Source organism: Acidimicrobiales bacterium (assembly GCA_040219515.1).
GTDB lineage: Bacteria > Actinomycetota > Acidimicrobiia > Acidimicrobiales > Aldehydirespiratoraceae > JAJRXC01.
In genome coordinates this window covers 113,278-129,536 of record JAVJSI010000014.1, presented here as the reverse complement: position 1 = coordinate 129,536, position 16,259 = coordinate 113,278, and the positions used below count along the sequence as shown (strand labels likewise).

Sequence of the window (16,259 nt, the reverse complement as noted above, 5' to 3'; positions counted from 1 at the left end):
GGCAGTGGCTCAGGACACCCGGCGGGCCCGCAGGACACGGTCGCGGCTGTGGTGCGCGCCGGCCGGCGGGTTCGGGCGGTCGCGAGTCTCGTCGACCTCGATCGAGAACTCGTTCGTGATCACACCCACGATGTCGTCGACAGAGAGGTAGCGGGCCGGATCGAACCCGCCGGCCTGTGCGTGCTGATGATCGATCTCGTGGCCGACCACGAGCAGTTCGCCGCCGGACGCAACCGCGTCGGCGATCCCCCGCATGGCATCGACGCCACCCGGCATCGACAGTGCCGGATAGCACATCACCACCAGGTCGAACGCGCCGGCAGTCGGCGCCTCCGCGAGACCGTCCACGGCTGCGAAATCGACCGTCACCCCGACGTCGGCGGCGGCCCGTCGCGCCCGATCGATCGCCACGTCGGAGATGTCGGTGGCGGTGACCTGCCATCCACGACCCGCCAGCCAGACCGCGTCCGCACCCTCGCCACAACCGACGTCGAGCACGCGGCCTGCGGGCGTGTCGGCGAGCTCCGCTTCCAGCGAACCGTTGGGTCGTCCACTCCACATGCCTGATTCGTGAACGGCGTAGCGCTCGTTCCATTCGGCCGCCGTGTTCGTTCCACGAAGTCGGGCCAGGTCGCCTTCGAGGAGATCGACGTTGATCATCGTCGCGACCCGCGACCCATGGGCCGCCGCGTGCAGGACCTGCTGCATCGGGTCGGCGACGTTGCCGGCCGCATAGACCCCTGGGCGACCCGTCATGCCCCGCTCGTCGACCACCAGGTACGTACCGGTGCCCGACGGGTGCGGCTCGGCGGCGACGAGGTGCTCGACCACCGCGCTGTTGGCGCGGAATCGAGGAGCGACAACGGCGACATCGGCGTCGAGCTTCGCCCCGTCGGCGAACCGCACGGCGATGCCGGGGCCGTCGACGACCACGCGGTCGACCGGCCGGGCATCGAGGCCGATGCCGAGTAGGCCGAGACGCGCCGTCTCGTCGTCGTCGAGCGTGCGTTCGTGTGAGAGCAACGTCACCCGATCGCTGAGCTGCGCGAAGATCGACGCCTGGTGCACGCCGAATCCGGCGGTGTCGATCACTGCGATGCGCTGATCCCGCACCTCCCAGCCGTGACACCACGGACAGTGGATGACCCGACGGCCCCACTCCTCGGCGACACCGGGGATGTCGGGCAGCAGATCGGTGAGGCCGGTGGCGACCAGAATCCGGCGGGCGTGCCAGCGCCGGCCTCCCACCGTCGTGACGACGAACATGTCACCGATCGCGTCGACCTCGGCCACCCGATCGGGCAGGACGTCGACGCCGTAGCGCTCGAGTTCGGCGTGGGCGAGCGCAAGGAACTCGGCAGGAGGGAGCCCGTCGTAGCCGAGATAGCCCTGCATGTGGGCGGCCGGCGCGTTGCGGGGCTCGCCCCCGTCCACGACCACGACGGAGCGACGGACCCCGCCGAGCTGGAGGGCGGCGGCCGATCCGGCCGCTCCCCCTCCGATGACGATGACATCGACGTGTTGGTGCATGCCGTCACGATAGAGACGCATTCGCAATGTGCAAGGGAGGTTGCACTATCCGCAAGAACCACGCAGACTCCTCCCCATGAGCACGTCCTCCCCGAACACGTCCTCCCCGAACACCCTGGTCGACGACCTCGTCAGAGCTCGGCTGCGGGCCATTCGCCGGCACCACGGGTGGTCGCTCGACGACCTCGCCACCCGGAGTGGCGTGGGGGCATCGACGATCTCGCGCATCGAGACCGGCCATCGGTCGATCAGCTTCGATGTACTCGTTCCCCTCGCCCGGGAACTCCACGTGACCGTCGACGAGTTGGTGTCGTGCGACGAGGAGGAGGACGTCGTCATCCGACCACATGCCGTGAACCATCCGGGGATGACCGTGTGGCCGCTGTCGCGGCCCGGAAGCGCGACCGTCGCGGTCAAGATGCGATTCGAGCCGGACGGCGCCGAACCCGATCCGCAGGTTCATCCCGGCCACGACTGGATGTTTGTGCTCGAGGGAAAGGTTCGGCTCATCCTCGGCGAGCGGCAGCTCGACGTCGAAGCCGGCGAGTCGGCCGAGTTCTCGACGATGACGCCCCACGCAATCGCCGCCGTCGACGCACCCGCCGAGGTGATCATGGTCTTCGACCGTGAGGGCGCGAAGACCCACCTGACCGACTGAGGGTTCCGACCCGGCTCAGGCCAGGACACCTCGACGCCGCAGCACGTCGCGCACGAGGACCCCGTGCTCGCGCATCATCGAGTCGTACGCCTCCACGGCTCGATCGGTGTCGCCCCCGCCGATCGCGATACCCGCGTCGGGTAGGCGCCGACGAGCGACCTCGAGGGCACCGGGCACCTCCTCGAAGAAGTTGCCGGGGACGAGCCCGATGAGACCCCGGGCCACGGCCTGGAATCGCGCCGAGCCGCCGAGCTCGTGGATTCTCGCTCGCGTACCGATGACGAGGTGTTGCATCGGGTTCGGGAGGTCGACCGAACCGGCGGAGACCATGTCGCCGGAGAGTGCGGCCAGCGCGACGGGCGCTGCTCGCTCGATCGCTCGACGCAGGGCGAAGCCGTCGACATGACCGAACAGCTCGTAGTGGTCCGCCACCCCCGCCTCGGTCAGCGGCTCGACGAAGGCCCCACGGTGCGGTGTCATGCGAATCGCCCCCTCGCCGGCGAGCAGGATCAGGGCCTCCCGGATGGGAATGCGGCTGACGCGCATCGCCGCGGCCAGATCCTCCTGGGCAAGACGGTCGCCGCCGCGTAGTTCGCCGGTCCAGATCTGACGGCGGATCTCGCGCACGACATGTTCGCTCGTGGTCTGCCGGGTGATCGCGCTCACGTGCGCGCCGCAGCGGCGAAGCGTTCGACCAACGCCTCGAGGGCCTCGGCGCAGTTCTTGGCGCCGCCGGGCGGGTCGGGCAAGACCACGGCACCGTGCTCACGGCTGGGCAGAAGGACGGTCGCATGGCCGGGGCAGGTGATCTCGCCGCGCTGGTTCTCGCCCCGGATCTCGAGGTCGACGGCCGGACGATCACCGTCGGCCAGATACTTCCGGGCGACGGTTCCCCGCATCCAGTGGGTGTCGCCCACATAGTTGAACTTGCGGAACTCGACGTCGAGCGCCGCAAGCCACGCGTCGTCACCCATCCAATCGGTGCAGAGATGGACCAGCCAGGTCTCGCGCATGCGACCGTAGTCGTAGATGGCCGGCGACCCCGCCCGAGCCGCCCACGCCGGATCCCAGTGCACGCGCTGATGCACGTCGGGGATATTGAGCTCGTCGACGCGAAAGAAGCCGGGCACCCGCGCCCGTTGCTGTTGGGCGAGGCGAAGGGCCTTCACCCCGTAGAGACCCATGCCCATGCCGGTGTGCCAGACGACGATGTCGGTCACCCGCATCGGGCCCTTCACCAGCGGCGGGAGTTCGTCACCCTCCTCGACGTCCTCCCACAGCCTCGGCTCGGCCCCCCGGCGGCGCGACGGCTCGGCCAACACGGCCTCGGTGATCGCCGCGATCTCGTCGTCGGTGTAGGGGGCCGGCCCGCTCGGCGTGGTCGCCCCGGCCTTCTCCTCCACCGCCCTGCGATCGGTGCGGATCATCAGGCGGTACTGGGCCGACAACACGTGGTCGGCGGCCGCGAACACTTCGCCCGTCCATTCGTGCACGGTGCGCTCGGCGAACTCGCTCGACTTGTCGTGCACCCCGACCAGCGCGTTGCGCCGGGTGATCGACTGGCCGGGACGCACCGGCGCCCACCATTCGCGGTGACTGCCCGAGTAGTAGGCGTGCGCTCCCTTGAGCGGGTCGCCCTTGAGCAGCGCCCTGGTGTCGGGATCGAGGCGGCCGATCTCGTTCTCGCCGATGAGCGTGTCGCCGCCGTTGATGTTCGGTGAGCCGATCGGTCCGCCCCACACCGACGCCGTGGCGTAGTCGGCGTCGCACCACAGCGGGTTGTCGTCGCCGCACGCCTCGGACACGTGTCGGAAGGCGTCGGGGCCGGGGTGGCGGTACCAGGGCGGTTGCGGGTGGGGCTGGGCGACACCGATCCGGGCCCGCAGCCGCGCGATGCGCTCGTCGCTGATGGCGGCCTCGTCGTTCGTCTCGCTCATCAACGAATGTATACAGTATCCGAACACTCGACGGGGACGAATCAGTTGGACGACGCACAGCGACTGGACATCGGCCCGGCGACCGATCCGCCGGAGATCCTCGCCGCCGTCGACGCCTGGATCGAGGCCGAGATCCCCGCCGCTTGGCGGGCCGCGTCGGCCGAGGGGCGCCAGGCCATCCGGGCGGTGCGACCGCGGGCCGACTACGAGGCGTGGTACCCGCGCTTCGCAGCCTCGGGCCTGGCCGTCTCGACCTGGCCCGTCGCCTACGGCGGCCTCGATCTCTCGGTCGAGCAGGCCCGTGCGGTCGAGTCGCGCCTCGCGCCGTTCAACCTCGGCCGACTCAACCCGCTGGGCCTGCACAACATGGCCCCCGCCCTGTTCGCCCACGGCACCGAGGAACAGCGCCTGCGCTTTCTGCCGCCGATGGTCGAGAACCGCGAGCGCTGGTGCCAGATGTTCAGCGAGCCCGGGGCCGGGTCCGACCTCGCATCGCTGTCGATGCGCGCCACCCGCGACGGCGACGAGTGGATCCTCACCGGCCAGAAGGTCTGGAGCACCTGGGCCCACCACTCGGAGTTTGCGATCTGTCTCGCCCGCACCGATCCGTCGGCCCCCAAGCGCAAGGGCATCACCTACTTCCTCGTCGACCTCCGCAGCGCGGGGGTCGAGGTGCGCGAGCTTCGTCACATGGGCGGGACCGTCGACTTCAACGAGGTCTGGCTCGACGAGGTACGGGTACCCGACCCCCATCGCGTCGGTGCGGCCGGCGATGGTTGGCGGGTCGCTGCGTCGACGTTGGCCGGTGAGCGGCAGATGGTCGCCGGGTCCGGGTCCGGTGGTGTCGATCGCATCGGCGGGAGCGGTGTGTCGCGCCTCATCGAGCACGCCCGCACCATTGGCGTCGATCCGGTGATGCGTGACCGGCTGATGTCGCTGCATTGCGAGGAGAAGGTGCGGGGCTGGACCAACGACCGCGTCCGCGCCACCGTCAAGGCCGGCGGCACCCCAGGGCCCGCCGCTTCGGTGGGCAAGGTCCACCAGGGCACGCTCAACCAGGCGATCCAGCTGGCGGCCACCGACCTGCACGGCCCGCAGGCCATCGCCTTTCCAACCGACACTGCCCACCCGGCCGCCGACAGCTGGGCGGCGTCGCTGCCCTACGAGGTGTCGGGCATGATTCGCAGCCGGGCCAACACGATCGAAGGCGGCACCACGGAAGTGAACAAGAACGTCATCGGTGAGAAGGTGCTGGGGCTGCCGCGCGAGCCCGACCCGTGGCACGGTGCGAACTGGGAGGACACCCCGAGGTGAGCTACGAACATCTGATCGTCGAGCGGCATGGCCCGGTCGGCTGGCTCATCAACGACCGCCCCGACATCCGCAACGCGATGAACAACGCCATGCGCGACGAGTTCGCCGACGCGTGGAAGGAACTCGACGACGATCCTGCGGTTCGGGTGATCGTGCACACCGGCAACGGACGCGACTTCCAGACCGGTGTCGACGTCAGCGAACTCGCGGGCGACGGCGTCGGCATGGAGCGCTACCGCCAGTCGATGGAGGAGTTCGACGTGCACTTCACGTCGTGGCATCAGGAGGTGTGGAAGCCGGTCATCACCGCGGTCAACGGCATCTGCTGCGGCGGCGGGTTCCACTGGGTGGCCGATGCCGACATCGTGATCGCCGCGAGCGACGCCCAGTTCTTCGACCCCCATGTGTCGGTCGGCCAGGTCGTCGCCATCGAGGCCATCGGCCTCATGAAGAAGATGCCGGTCGAAGCCGTCATGCGGATGGCCTTCATGGGCAAGTACGAGCGGATGGCCCCCGAACGGGCCTACGAGCTGGGGATGATCTCCGAGATCGTCGATCCCCCCGACCAGCTGCGCGAGCGGGCCCAGGAGATCGGCGAGACGATCGCGAAGAACTCGCCGGCCGCGATGGCCGCCACCAAGAAGGCGCTGTGGGGGGCACTCGAACTGGGCCTCACCGATGCCTGCAAGGCGGGTGCCCAGCACCTCGTGAGCATGTGGGGTCACCCCGATCAGACCGAGGGCCCGGCGGCGTTCGCCGAAAAGCGCGAGCCCGACTGGGCTCCCCTCGACCGCTCGTGAACCTCTCGTCGCTGCTGACCGACCATCCGGCCGACGACGACACCGTGATCGTGTCCGATCTCGACCGCTCGTTCACCAGGGCCGAACTCGTGGCCCGCGTCGAGGTGCAGGCCTCGGCGATCGCCGATCTGTCGCCCATCGCCGGGGCGCCGGCCGCGGTGGTGGCCGCCGGCATCGAGATGCTGGTCGGCATGTTCGCGGTGTGGCGCAACGGCCTGGTCCTCGTGCCGGTGAACCCACGCCAGCCGCCGCCATCGATCGGCGACGTGATCGAACGCACCGACGCCGCCGTGGTCATCGACGAGGACGGCATTCGCTCCCGACCCTCGACCACCGTGCACGACACCGGTACCGCCTTCGTGTTGTGGACATCGGGAACGACCGGCCGACCAAAGGCCGTGCTCCACGAACACGACGCCTACCTCGAGATCATCGACCGGGTGCTCGGTCCGCTGCGAGCGGCTCCGCGTGACCCCGACAAGCGTCCATCGCCCAATCTGATCCCCGTGTCGATGGCGCTCAACGCCGGTCTCTACAACGCGCTCTTCGGGTTGCGGGCCGGTGCTCCCCTCGTGCTCATGGAGCGCTTCGAGACGCGGGCGTTCGCCACCCTCGTCGATCGGCACCAGATCCGGTCGACCGTCCTGCCTCCGGCGGCGATGGCGATGCTCAGCGACGACGCCGCGATCGATTCGTTGGCGCCGCTGCGCTACGTCCGCTCGATCACCGCGCCGCTCTCCCCTTTCCAGGCCCGTCGCTTCACCGGGCGGTTCGGCGTCACGGTGCTCAACGGCTACGGCCAGGCCGAGATCGGCGAGGTGATCGGCTGGACTGCGGCTGACGCCAAGGCCCATCCCGACAAGATCGGCGCCATCGGGCGTCCCCACGCGGGTGTCGACATCCGCCTCGACGAGCCCGACGAACTCGGCGTCGGTGAACTGCTGGTGCGACCACCCAACCGGGCCACCGGGTATGCCGACAAGGACGACGGCAATGTCGATCTCGCCGACCGCCTCACCCCCGATGGATTCGTGCGCACCGGCGATCTCGCCCGCATCGACGACGACGGCTTCGTCTGGATCGAGGGCCGGCAGAGCGACCTCATCAACCGTGGGGGCAACAAGGTCTTCCCCGACGAGGTCGAAGAGGTGCTCCTCACGGTGCCCGGGGTCCGCGAGGCGGCGGTGGTCGCCGCACCCGACAGTCGCCTCGGCGAGGTTCCGGTCGCGTTCATCGTCGGTACCGCTGCGGCGGCCGACCTCGAGTCCGCCTGCCGGGATCATCTCGTCGCCTACAAGGTGCCGGCCCGCTTCGAGTGGTGCGACGCACTCCCCCGCAACGAGGCCGGGAAGGTGCTCCGCAAGGAGCTCGTCGCCGCGTCCGAAGCCATCAATCATTCAGGCGAGGAAACATGAACCCACCGACCGAGAACGACCGCGCCTACATCCACGAGTTCATCGACATCCGCGGCGCCCACCGGGCCAACTACATGCAACACATGGCGGCCAACTGGAGCCCGAGTGCGCAGGAGGATCGCCAACAACTCCTGTTCGGCATGTGGGCCGTGCTCGGCAGCACCGGCCCGTGGCCGCAGGTCTGCAACATCTGGGAGGAGCCGGGCCTCGACGGACTCGCTCGATCCTTCGCCGGCGAGGCGACGGGCGCCGGCCTTCAGGACCCCAAACTCGAACGCTGGTGGAAGAAGGCGGCCGAGTTCCGCTCCGGCGGGTTCGACCGGATCCTGCTGCCGGCGCCATGGATGGCGACCGTCGAACAGTCACTCGCTGCGGGCACCCGGGCAACCGTGTTCGCGCACGAGATCCTGAAGTGTGCGCCGGGGACCTCGCCCGACCTGCTGGAGGTGGCCCGAGAGCACGCTACGGACGCCTACGCACCGTTCGGTTGGCAGCTGGTGGGCGCCTGGACCACGGCGATGCGGGACGACGACGAAGCCATCCTGCTCTGGGCCCTTCCCGACTGGGACGCGTGGGCCACCGCCGAGGCCGCGCAGCGTCGCGACGCCGGCCTGCTCGAGTGGCGGCGCCAGGCCCGCGAGACCACCACCGACTGGCATCGCATTCTCCTCGCCGCTGCGCCCCTCAACCCGTTCCGCACGGGCCGCCAACCGAACCGCGACGACCAGATCGATTGGGAGGACTGACCCATGCCGACCCCACCACCCCAGGAACCCACGGCGCTCTGGACATCGATCGACGTGGCCGCCGAACGCTGGCCCGACGAGCCGATGCTCGTGTCGCGCCAGGGCGACCGCGCCACCTTCGCCGAGTACCGCACCCGCACACTCGAGGTGGCGGCCGGGCTCGCCGATCTCGGTGTCGGCGAGGGTGATGTGGTCACGTGGATCCTGCCGACGTGGGTCGACACCGTCGTGCTGGCCGGCGCGCTCGCCCGCCTCGGTGCCATCCAGAACCCGATCATCGGGATCTACCGCCATCGCGAGGTGGAGTTCTGTGCCCGACAGGCCGGCGCGAGCCTGCTGATCTCGCCGGGCGTGTTCAGCTCGTTCGACTTCGGTGCGATGGCAGAGGATGTCGCGACGCGCGTGCCGGGACTGCGAACCCTCACGGTCGCGCCCGGCGGATTCCCGTCCGGCGATCCGTCCACCCTGCCCTCCGTCTCGCTCCCGACCGCCGAGGACGTGCGCTGGATCTGCTACACCTCGGGCACCACGGCCGACCCGAAGGGCGCGAAGCACGCCGACCAGACGGTCGGTGCCTTCCCCGGGCCGATGGGCGAACGCCTCGACGTGCAACCCGGCGACCGCTACGCCCTCGTCTTCCCCTTCCCCCACATCGGCGGCATCGGGCTGCTGTTCATGGCGCTCCAGCGGGGTTGCACCCACCTGCTCGACGAGTCGGTCGACCCCGCGACCACGATCGCGTTCCTCTCCGACGAGGGTTGCACCCACGCGGGCACCGGCACGCCGTTCTACCGGATGTATCTGGGCGCCCAGGCCGCGCTCGATCGTCCACTGTTCCCCGATCTCAAAGTCTGTCCCGGCGGTGGCGCGCCGATACCGCCGGCGATGCATGCCCGGATCGTGGCCGAGCTCGGAGGCGCGGGCGTGGCGTCGGGTTGGGGTCTCACCGAAGCGCCGGTGCTCACCAACGGCGCGGTCGACGATCCCGACGAGAAGCTGGCCACGACTGAAGGACGTCCGCTGCCCGGAGTCGACCTGATCGCCGTCAGCATCGAGGGCGAGCGATGCGCTCCCGGCGACGAGGGAGAGCTGCGGGCCAAGGGGCCCCAGGTCATGCTCGGCTATGTCGACGAGTCGCTCGATGGCGACGCGTTCGACACCGACGGCTACTACCGCACCGGTGATCTCGGCGTGATCGACGCCGACGGATACGTCACCATCACCGGGCGGCTGAAGGACATCATCATCCGCAACGGCGAGAACATCTCGGCGAAGGAGGTCGAGGACCTGTTGTTCGAGATCGCCGAGATCGCCGACGCCGCGGTGCTCGGACTGCCCGACGAGCGCACCGGCGAAGCGGTCTGCGCCGTGGTCGTGCCGGCCGACGGCCACGACGTGACGCTCGAACTCGTCTCGTCCCGGCTGATCGCGGCGGGACTTCGTCGCCAGGCGATTCCCTCCCGCGTGGATATCGTGCCGGCGTTGCCGCGCAACCCGGCCGGCAAGGTGCTCAAGCGCGAGCTCCAGGAGCGCCTGAGCGGCTGACCACGGGCCGGATCACCCGGTCGGGAGTGACACCGAGAGTGGATTCCTTCCTCCTCAGCACCGTGGTGATCTTCGTCGCCGAACTCGGCGACAAGAGCCAGCTGATGGCGTTGACCTTCGCCACTCGCTTCAAGCTGTGGCCGACCATCATCGGCATCACGGTCGCCACTGCGGTCGTCCATGCCGTGTCGGTGCTCGTGGGTGCGGCTCTCGGCGCCGCCATCCCGACCCGGCCGATCTCCGTCATCGCAGCGATCGCGTTCGTCGGGTTCGGCATCTGGACCCTGCGCGGCGACGAACTCACCGACGAGGACGAGCGCCGAGCGGCGCGGCCGGCGCGTCATGCCGTCATCGCGGTGGCGACCGTGTTCTTCCTGGCCGAACTCGGCGACAAGACGATGCTCGCCACGATCACCCTTGCCACCCAGGAGGGACTCTTCGGCACCTGGCTCGGCTCCACCGTCGGGATGGTCGCGGCCGATGCCCTCGCCATCGTGGTCGGTCGCCAACTCGGTGCGAGGCTCCCCGAGCGCACGGTGAGGATCGGCGCCTCGATCGCCTTCTTCGTCTTCGCCGCCGTCCTCCTGGCCGAGGCGCTCGCCTAGAAGGGCTGACTCCTTCTCGCCTGCAGGGAGCAGGAGTTTGATCCGCAGATCGGGGGGTATGACTCAGGCCCGGGAGCTACGAATCCGATGTCATCGCACCCACCATCCGACCCTCACACCGACGCCGACCTTCCGACGGATGCGCACGACAAGCTGAGCGTGGTCTCCCACCGCTTGCCGATGACCTACACACCGGATCACGGGTGGCAGCGCAGCCCTGGTGGTCTCGTCTCGGCCGTCGCTCCGGCCCTCCGGGACACGAGGGCGCGATGGTTCGGCCATGTGGCGAGGGGGACGCCCGCTCCTCCCTCCGGGACCGGGCATCGCCTCGTCGGGTTGCCCGTGAGTCCGCATCTCGAACGGAACGCGCTCGACGGCTTCTGCAACCGCACCCTCTGGCCCGCATTGCACGGCCTGTCCGGAAAGGTCGAGGAGCTCGATGACTGGTGGCGGGCATACCGGAACCTCGCCGAACGTACCGCCCGACGCGTGGCCAGGGCGACACCGATCGGTGGCACCGTGTGGTTGCAGGACTACCACTTCTACGGAGTGCCGGAGGCGCTGAAACGGCTGCGCACCGACCTCCGCATCGGTCTGTTCTGCCACACACCGGTCGCCGCCGACACTCTCGAGCAGTTGCGGGATGCCGCCGCGCTCGCCCGGAGTCTCGCGTCGGCGGACTTCATCGGGGTCCAGACGAGCTACGACGGTGAAGCGATGCGGCGATTCCTGTCGCCGAGCGCCGAATCGCTGCCAACGATCCACGTGGACCCCGTGGGGATCGACACCGCCCATTGGCAACAGCTGAGATCGGATCCCCTCGTCGAGTCGCTGACCGAGCGCCATCTCGCCGTGCCGGGCAGCCTCGTCGTCGGCGTGGACCGACTCGACTACACGAAGGGGATCGCCCACAAGCTCCTCGCCATCGAAACGCTGCTCGACAACCGCCTCGTCGACCCCGATGACTTCCGCTTCATCCAGATCGCCGTTCCCACTCGCACCGGCGTACCGATCTACGGATTCGTACGCGATCAGGTGCTCGAGATCGAGAGGCGAATCAACAACGGTCACCCCCGCACCGACGGTGTGCCGGTGGTGCACGTCATCTGTGAACAGCGTGCCCCCCGGGAGGTCGCGGCGCTCTACCGCGCCGCCGATGTCGCGCTCGTGACCCCGGTCTGCGACGGACTGAATCTCGTCGCGGTCGAGTTCTCCGTCATCAACGCAGACAGAGACTGCGAGTTGGTACTCAGTGTCGGGGCGGGCGCCTGCGAGACCATCGGTCATGCCTGCCTGACGGTCGACGGAGCCGACGTGATCTCCGTCGCGGCCGGGCTTCGGGCCGCGATCGCCGGCCCGACCGACCGCCACGAGCGGGCGCAACAGCGGGGAGTGGCCGCACTCGCCCTCGACAGCAGGAGTTGGTTCGAGCGGTGCCGTCGCCAGTTCTCCGTTCCCGTCAGGTGAGGTACCGGACGCCCATCCAGACGGCCATTGCGATCATGGCGACGTTCTCGGTGAGCGAGACCGGACCGAGCGGTACGCCGCTTCCGCCGCCGACACATGCGCACTCGAGTTCGCGCTTGTCGACATAGACCGCCTTGAACACCGAGAACGCCCCCACTGACCCGATGAAGAGCGCGACCGGGGCCGATATCCAGGTGGCCACGGCGGGAATCATCAGCAGTCCGGCGCCGGCCTCGGCGAAGGGGTAGACGTAGCTGTAGGGCACCCAGCGCCTGGCCAGCAGGTCGTAGTTGAGAAACATCGTCGAGAAGCTCTCGATGTCGCGAACCTTCTGGTAGCCGAGGACGCACATCGAGAACGCCACGAACCACTCGAAGGTTCGCGCCGAGACCCAGTCGCCCTCCACCTTCCATGCCGCCCCCGCCGCCATGAGGAGGGTGATCGCGAAGAGTGACATCACGGGCCAGTAGGACTTCTCGTCGGGTTCTTTCACATCCTTTCCGAAGAAGACCCGAAGTTCATCGAGCGTGCCGACGAGTTCACCGTTGACGAATGTCTGGGGTGTCGTCTCCACGTCGAGGCGCTCGCGCACCTCGGTCGCCTGGGCCTCGGTGGTGAGATGCCGGTCGTCCACCTCGTAGCCCTGCCGTTGGAGCAGGTCGAGCGACTTCAGACCGTAGGGGCAGGTGTGTTCAGGCGTCACCAACCGGTAGATCGTGGCGTGCTTTGCTCCGTTCTCCGGCGACGTCATGGGCAGCTGCGGATGCTCGTGGCCGGAAACTCCGGAACGGGGCGAGCGGTGGCGTCCTCTGCGGTGATCGCGGGTCCGTTGTCGGCGATGTCGTCGAGCAGCCACTCCATCTCGGCGATCTCCCGCTTCTGGGCTTCGATGATCGACACGGAGAGTTCACAGGCCCGGACGTCGTCGATCTCGGCGTTCTCGCTGGTGAGGATCGCGATGGAATGGTGCGGGATCATCGCCGACATCCAGGAGCGGTCCTGCACCGTGGTCTGCGAACGAACGAGACCCAGCGAAACCCCGAAGACGATCACGCTCACGACGACAATGACCGCGTTCAGTCTCGTGTTCTTCATCATGCTGAGCATGAAGCCCAGCATGACGAGCGCCATCGCCGCGCCCATGTAGAAGACCATGTAGAAGCGGGTCTCGCTCCATCGCACATGGCTCCACTCGTAGGTGTTCGCATAGGTCAGCAAGAACATGACCAGGATCGACGTGAGGATCATCGCCACGAACCGCAGATACATCTTCTTTTCCGAAGACTCCATGGGCGGGCGCTACCCCGGAGCATCGGTCACAAAACGTCGGCGCCGAGATCGCCGAGAGCGGGACGAACCGCGCGACCCGACGTCGATAGTCGGCATAGCGCTCGCCGTGGCGTTCGAGAAGGTACGGCTCCTCGACCATGCGGACCTGCAGCTCCACCGCCACGACCAGCGAGACGAACGCGAGCACACTCACGACGTTCGGCACCATCAGCGCCAGTCCGAGTGCGGTGATCCCCATCGCAACGAAGATCGGATTTCTGCTGACCCTGAACGGTCCCTCGACCACGAGATCGGTCCGCTCGGTCGGGTCGACACCGACGCGCCACGATGACCCCATCGCCTCCTGTACCCAGAACGTGCCCAACGCGCCGACCAACGCCAACACCACGCCGACGCCCTGCACGGCCGGCGAATGCAGCGGGCGCAGGTCATCCAGACCGGCCAACGATGCGACCGGCGCGGCCAGGCCCACCGAAACCGCAACGATGAACGCGAGGAACGCCCACACCAGATAGATCGTCAACGCCGCGGCGGCCATGGCGTCAGGCCTCGCCCTCGGCCGGCGCGGCGCCGTGGTTCAGCAGGCGCAGCGCGTTGGCAACGACCACCAGGGTGCTCCCCTCGTGGGCGATGACAGCCACGCTGATGCCGACGCCGAGGATCGTCATCGGGATCAGGACCGCCACGACGGCCAGGCTGAAGAAGAGGTTCTGCTTGATCGTGCGGCTGGCCCGACGGGCGAGCTCGACGGCGACCGGGAGTTGTCCGAGCCGGTCGGCCAGCAAGGCGATGTCGGCGGTCTCGAGCGCCACGTCGCTTCCTGCCGCGCCCATGGCGATGCCGACATCTGCTGCGGCGAGCGCAGGAGCGTCGTTGACGCCGTCCCCGATCATCGCGACACCACCCGCCGCGACCATCGATTCGACGGCAGCCAACTTGTCGGCCGGCAGAAGGCCGCCGCGGGTATCGGTGATGCCGAGGCCGGTGCCGACCGCAGCGGCCACCCGCTGGTTGTCACCCGACAACATGACGACGTTGTCGATCCCGAGGGCCCGTAGCGCGAAGAGCGCGTTCTTCGCGTCCGCCCGTGGTGTGTCCATCACGCCCAGCACCCCGAGGAAGCGGTTGCCGTGACGCACGATCATCGTCGTGCGGCCGTCGGCTTCGAGCAGTCGCGCCGCGTCCCCGACGGTAGAGGGGATGTCGATCCCGTCGAAGAGTGCGGTGTTGCCGATCATCACGTCATGCCCGGCGATCACACCGGTGACACCCATGCCGGTGACCGCCGTGACCACGACGGCAACGGGCACTTCTTCCCCGACGTGTTGGCCGGCCCCCACCGCGATCGCCCGGGCGATGGGATGATCACTGGACCGCTCGACCGCCTGCGCCACGCGAAGCAGCTCGCCCTCGTCGACCCCTGGCGCCGCCACGATGTCGGTGAGCACCGGTCTGCCCTCGGTGAGCGTGCCGGTCTTGTCGAAGGCGACGGTGTCGACTCGTCCGAGCGCCTCGAGCGGCCCACCGCCCTTCACCAGGATTCCGGCGCGGGCCGCCCGGGCGATTGCTGCGAGAACGGCGCTCGGTGTGGCGATCGCCAGCGCACACGGGCTCGCTGCCACCAGCACGGCCATGGACCTCGCGAACGACTCGGCGAACGGCTCACCGGCCAGCGGGGGAACGACCAGGAGGAACACCACGAGGGCGAGGACGGATGGCACGAAGACCCGCACGATCCGTTGTGTGAGGCGCTGAGTCGGCGACATCTGCGCTTCCGCATCGGCCACGAGCTGCACCACCCGCGCCAGCGTCGATTCCGCAGCGACACGGAGCACCATGATCTCGATCGCGCCGGCGCCGTTGAGAGTGCCGGCGAAGACCCGGCTCTCAGCAGCGATCTTGTCGAGGGCGATGTCGTCGAGAACGATGTCGTCGAGAACGAGGTCGTCGAGAACGAGGTCGTCGAAGGCAGCCGACGGATGGTCGACAGGTGACTTGTCGACGGGCACGCTCTCGCCGGTGACCGCGGACTCGTCGATCGCCGTCGCGCCGGCCACGATCACGCCGTCGACGGGAAGACGCTCGTTGGGCCGCACGACGACGACATCGCCGACCACGAGTTCGTCGATCGGCACGTCGAGCCCTGGGTCGTCCGCGCGACGGGCGGTAGCCGGGGCCAGATCACCGAGCGCCTCGATGGCGTGGCGGGCCCGGTTCATCGCGTAGCCCTCCAACGCGTGACCAAGGGAGAACAGGACCAGCAGCAGCGCAGAATCGGACCAGTGGCCGATGAACCCGGCGCCGACCGCGGCGATGAGCATCAACTGGTCGATGTCGAACATTCGAGCTCGTACGGACGACCATGCGTCACGGGCGACGAACAGACCGGTCAGCAGGGCCGCCGACACGTACAGGCAGGTGACCGTCGCCCCGATGTCGGTGAACCAGTCCAGCGAGCGGGCCACGACATAGATGACGAGCGAGACCAGCGCCGCGGCCAGTTCGATCCGGCCCGGCGGGTGGGCCGTCGGCTCAGCCATGGGCCAGGTGCTCTCGTGAGAGGTCCAGCAACATCCGTACGTGCGCGTCGTCGAGTCGGTAGTGGACGTTGCGACCATCTCGGCGGTTGCGAACGACCCCCGCCCCCCGCAGCAGGCGCATCGCCTGCGACACCTTGGTCTCGGTCGTGTCGACGACCGAGGCGATGTCGCAGACACACAGTTCGCCGGCCTCGAGCAGGGCGAAGAGAATTCTCACCCGGGTCGGGTCACCCAGCAGCCGAAACATCTCGGCCAGGTCCACCGCCTCCTCGAGGTCGATCAGCGTCTCGCCGACCGCGCCGACCTTTCCTGCGTCGACCTCTCCTGCGTCGATATGGCGTTCGGCGCAACTCTCCGAGTCCGTCGGTGCTGATACCTGCATAACTGTGAAGGTATAGATGCTTTCCCTGTC

At 68.6% G+C, this 16,259-nt stretch carries 16 protein-coding genes; 9 read left to right on the top strand and 7 right to left on the bottom strand.

Annotated features, from left to right (window positions below; genetic code table 11):
• Positions 1-9: 9 nt before the first annotated feature.
• Positions 10-1,530, bottom strand: a complete 1,521-nt coding sequence (locus tag RIB98_13990; GenBank protein ID MEQ8842088.1) for a bifunctional NAD(P)/FAD-dependent oxidoreductase/class I SAM-dependent methyltransferase — start codon at positions 1,528-1,530, stop codon at positions 10-12.
• A gap of 76 nt (positions 1,531-1,606) precedes the next feature.
• Between RIB98_13990 and RIB98_13985 the strand changes: the two genes are divergently transcribed.
• Complete coding sequence (locus RIB98_13985; GenBank protein ID MEQ8842087.1) at positions 1,607-2,188, top strand: XRE family transcriptional regulator; 582 nt, start codon at positions 1,607-1,609, stop codon at positions 2,186-2,188.
• A 15-nt stretch (positions 2,189-2,203) separates the two neighbouring features.
• On the opposite strand, the gene RIB98_13980 is transcribed toward RIB98_13985, so the two are convergent.
• Positions 2,204-2,854 (bottom strand): GntR family transcriptional regulator, encoded by a 651-nt coding sequence (locus tag RIB98_13980; GenBank protein MEQ8842086.1) that lies wholly within the window; start codon positions 2,852-2,854, stop codon positions 2,204-2,206.
• Positions 2,851-4,125, bottom strand: coding sequence for a hypothetical protein (locus tag RIB98_13975; GenBank protein ID MEQ8842085.1), 1,275 nt, complete (start codon positions 4,123-4,125; stop codon positions 2,851-2,853). The genes RIB98_13980 and RIB98_13975 overlap by 4 nt, the downstream gene beginning before the upstream one ends.
• Before the next feature lie 45 nt (positions 4,126-4,170).
• On the opposite strand from RIB98_13975, the gene RIB98_13970 reads away from it, so the two are divergent.
• The 7 genes from RIB98_13970 to RIB98_13940 all read left to right on the top strand — a co-directional run bounded on the left by RIB98_13970 (position 4,171) and on the right by RIB98_13940 (position 12,017).
• Positions 4,171-5,439: an acyl-CoA dehydrogenase family protein gene (locus RIB98_13970; protein MEQ8842084.1), complete on the top strand. Its 1,269-nt coding sequence runs from the start codon at positions 4,171-4,173 to the stop codon at positions 5,437-5,439.
• A complete protein-coding gene (locus RIB98_13965) occupies positions 5,436-6,239 on the top strand; it encodes an enoyl-CoA hydratase/isomerase family protein (protein MEQ8842083.1) in 804 nt (267 codons plus the stop codon). The genes RIB98_13970 and RIB98_13965 overlap by 4 nt, the downstream gene beginning before the upstream one ends.
• Positions 6,236-7,654 (top strand): fatty acid--CoA ligase family protein, encoded by a 1,419-nt coding sequence (locus RIB98_13960; protein ID MEQ8842082.1) that lies wholly within the window; start codon positions 6,236-6,238, stop codon positions 7,652-7,654. Before RIB98_13965 ends, RIB98_13960 begins: the two co-directional genes overlap by 4 nt.
• Positions 7,651-8,400: a hypothetical protein gene (locus RIB98_13955; GenBank protein ID MEQ8842081.1), complete on the top strand. Its 750-nt coding sequence runs from the start codon at positions 7,651-7,653 to the stop codon at positions 8,398-8,400. The genes RIB98_13960 and RIB98_13955 overlap by 4 nt, the downstream gene beginning before the upstream one ends.
• A 3-nt stretch (positions 8,401-8,403) precedes the next feature.
• Complete coding sequence (locus RIB98_13950) at positions 8,404-9,945, top strand: AMP-binding protein (protein ID MEQ8842080.1); 1,542 nt, start codon at positions 8,404-8,406, stop codon at positions 9,943-9,945.
• Positions 9,946-9,983: 38 nt separating this feature from the next.
• Positions 9,984-10,550 carry a TMEM165/GDT1 family protein gene (locus tag RIB98_13945; GenBank protein ID MEQ8842079.1) on the top strand — a complete coding sequence of 189 codons (567 nt, stop codon included), beginning with the start codon at positions 9,984-9,986 and terminating at the stop codon, positions 10,548-10,550.
• Positions 10,551-10,637: 87 nt separating this feature from the next.
• Positions 10,638-12,017, top strand: coding sequence for a trehalose-6-phosphate synthase (locus RIB98_13940; GenBank protein MEQ8842078.1), 1,380 nt, complete (start codon positions 10,638-10,640; stop codon positions 12,015-12,017).
• Here RIB98_13940 and RIB98_13935 read toward each other — a convergent pair.
• Both RIB98_13935 and RIB98_13930 read right to left on the bottom strand, forming a co-directional pair.
• On the bottom strand, positions 12,010-12,768 hold the full coding sequence (locus RIB98_13935) for a glutaredoxin domain-containing protein (protein ID MEQ8842077.1): 759 nt from the start codon (positions 12,766-12,768) through the stop codon (positions 12,010-12,012). The two genes, RIB98_13940 and RIB98_13935, sit on opposite strands and share 8 nt — an antisense overlap.
• On the bottom strand, positions 12,765-13,307 hold the full coding sequence (locus RIB98_13930) for a DUF305 domain-containing protein (GenBank protein ID MEQ8842076.1): 543 nt from the start codon (positions 13,305-13,307) through the stop codon (positions 12,765-12,767). The genes RIB98_13935 and RIB98_13930 overlap by 4 nt, the downstream gene beginning before the upstream one ends.
• A 106-nt stretch (positions 13,308-13,413) precedes the next feature.
• Here RIB98_13930 and RIB98_13925 point away from each other — a divergent pair, with 106 nt between their 5' ends.
• Positions 13,414-13,638, top strand: coding sequence for a hypothetical protein (locus tag RIB98_13925; GenBank protein MEQ8842075.1), 225 nt, complete (start codon positions 13,414-13,416; stop codon positions 13,636-13,638).
• A 211-nt stretch (positions 13,639-13,849) separates the two neighbouring features.
• Here the strand turns inward: RIB98_13925 and RIB98_13920 are convergent, their stop codons facing one another.
• Positions 13,850-15,847 (bottom strand): heavy metal translocating P-type ATPase, encoded by a 1,998-nt coding sequence (locus tag RIB98_13920; protein MEQ8842074.1) that lies wholly within the window; start codon positions 15,845-15,847, stop codon positions 13,850-13,852.
• On the bottom strand, positions 15,840-16,229 hold the full coding sequence (locus tag RIB98_13915) for a metalloregulator ArsR/SmtB family transcription factor (GenBank protein MEQ8842073.1): 390 nt from the start codon (positions 16,227-16,229) through the stop codon (positions 15,840-15,842). The genes RIB98_13920 and RIB98_13915 overlap by 8 nt, the downstream gene beginning before the upstream one ends.
• Between the last annotated feature and the right edge of the window lie 30 nt (positions 16,230-16,259).

Bases quoted from the DNA above. Each gene is read 5' to 3' on its own strand.
- RIB98_13930 (MEQ8842076.1), bottom strand. From the start codon at position 13,307: ATGGAGTCTTCGGAAAAGAAGATGTATCTGCGGTTCGTGGCGATGATC.
- RIB98_13955 (MEQ8842081.1), top strand. From the start codon at position 7,651: ATGAACCCACCGACCGAGAACGACCGCGCCTACATCCACGAGTTCATC.
- RIB98_13935 (MEQ8842077.1), bottom strand. From the start codon at position 12,768: ATGACGTCGCCGGAGAACGGAGCAAAGCACGCCACGATCTACCGGTTG.
- RIB98_13985 (MEQ8842087.1), top strand. From the start codon at position 1,607: ATGAGCACGTCCTCCCCGAACACGTCCTCCCCGAACACCCTGGTCGAC.
- RIB98_13950 (MEQ8842080.1), top strand. From the start codon at position 8,404: ATGCCGACCCCACCACCCCAGGAACCCACGGCGCTCTGGACATCGATC.
- RIB98_13940 (MEQ8842078.1), top strand. From the start codon at position 10,638: ATGTCATCGCACCCACCATCCGACCCTCACACCGACGCCGACCTTCCG.
- RIB98_13920 (MEQ8842074.1), bottom strand. From the start codon at position 15,847: ATGGCTGAGCCGACGGCCCACCCGCCGGGCCGGATCGAACTGGCCGCG.
- RIB98_13915 (MEQ8842073.1), bottom strand. From the start codon at position 16,229: ATGCAGGTATCAGCACCGACGGACTCGGAGAGTTGCGCCGAACGCCAT.
- RIB98_13975 (MEQ8842085.1), bottom strand. From the start codon at position 4,125: ATGAGCGAGACGAACGACGAGGCCGCCATCAGCGACGAGCGCATCGCG.
- RIB98_13990 (MEQ8842088.1), bottom strand. From the start codon at position 1,530: ATGCACCAACACGTCGATGTCATCGTCATCGGAGGGGGAGCGGCCGGA.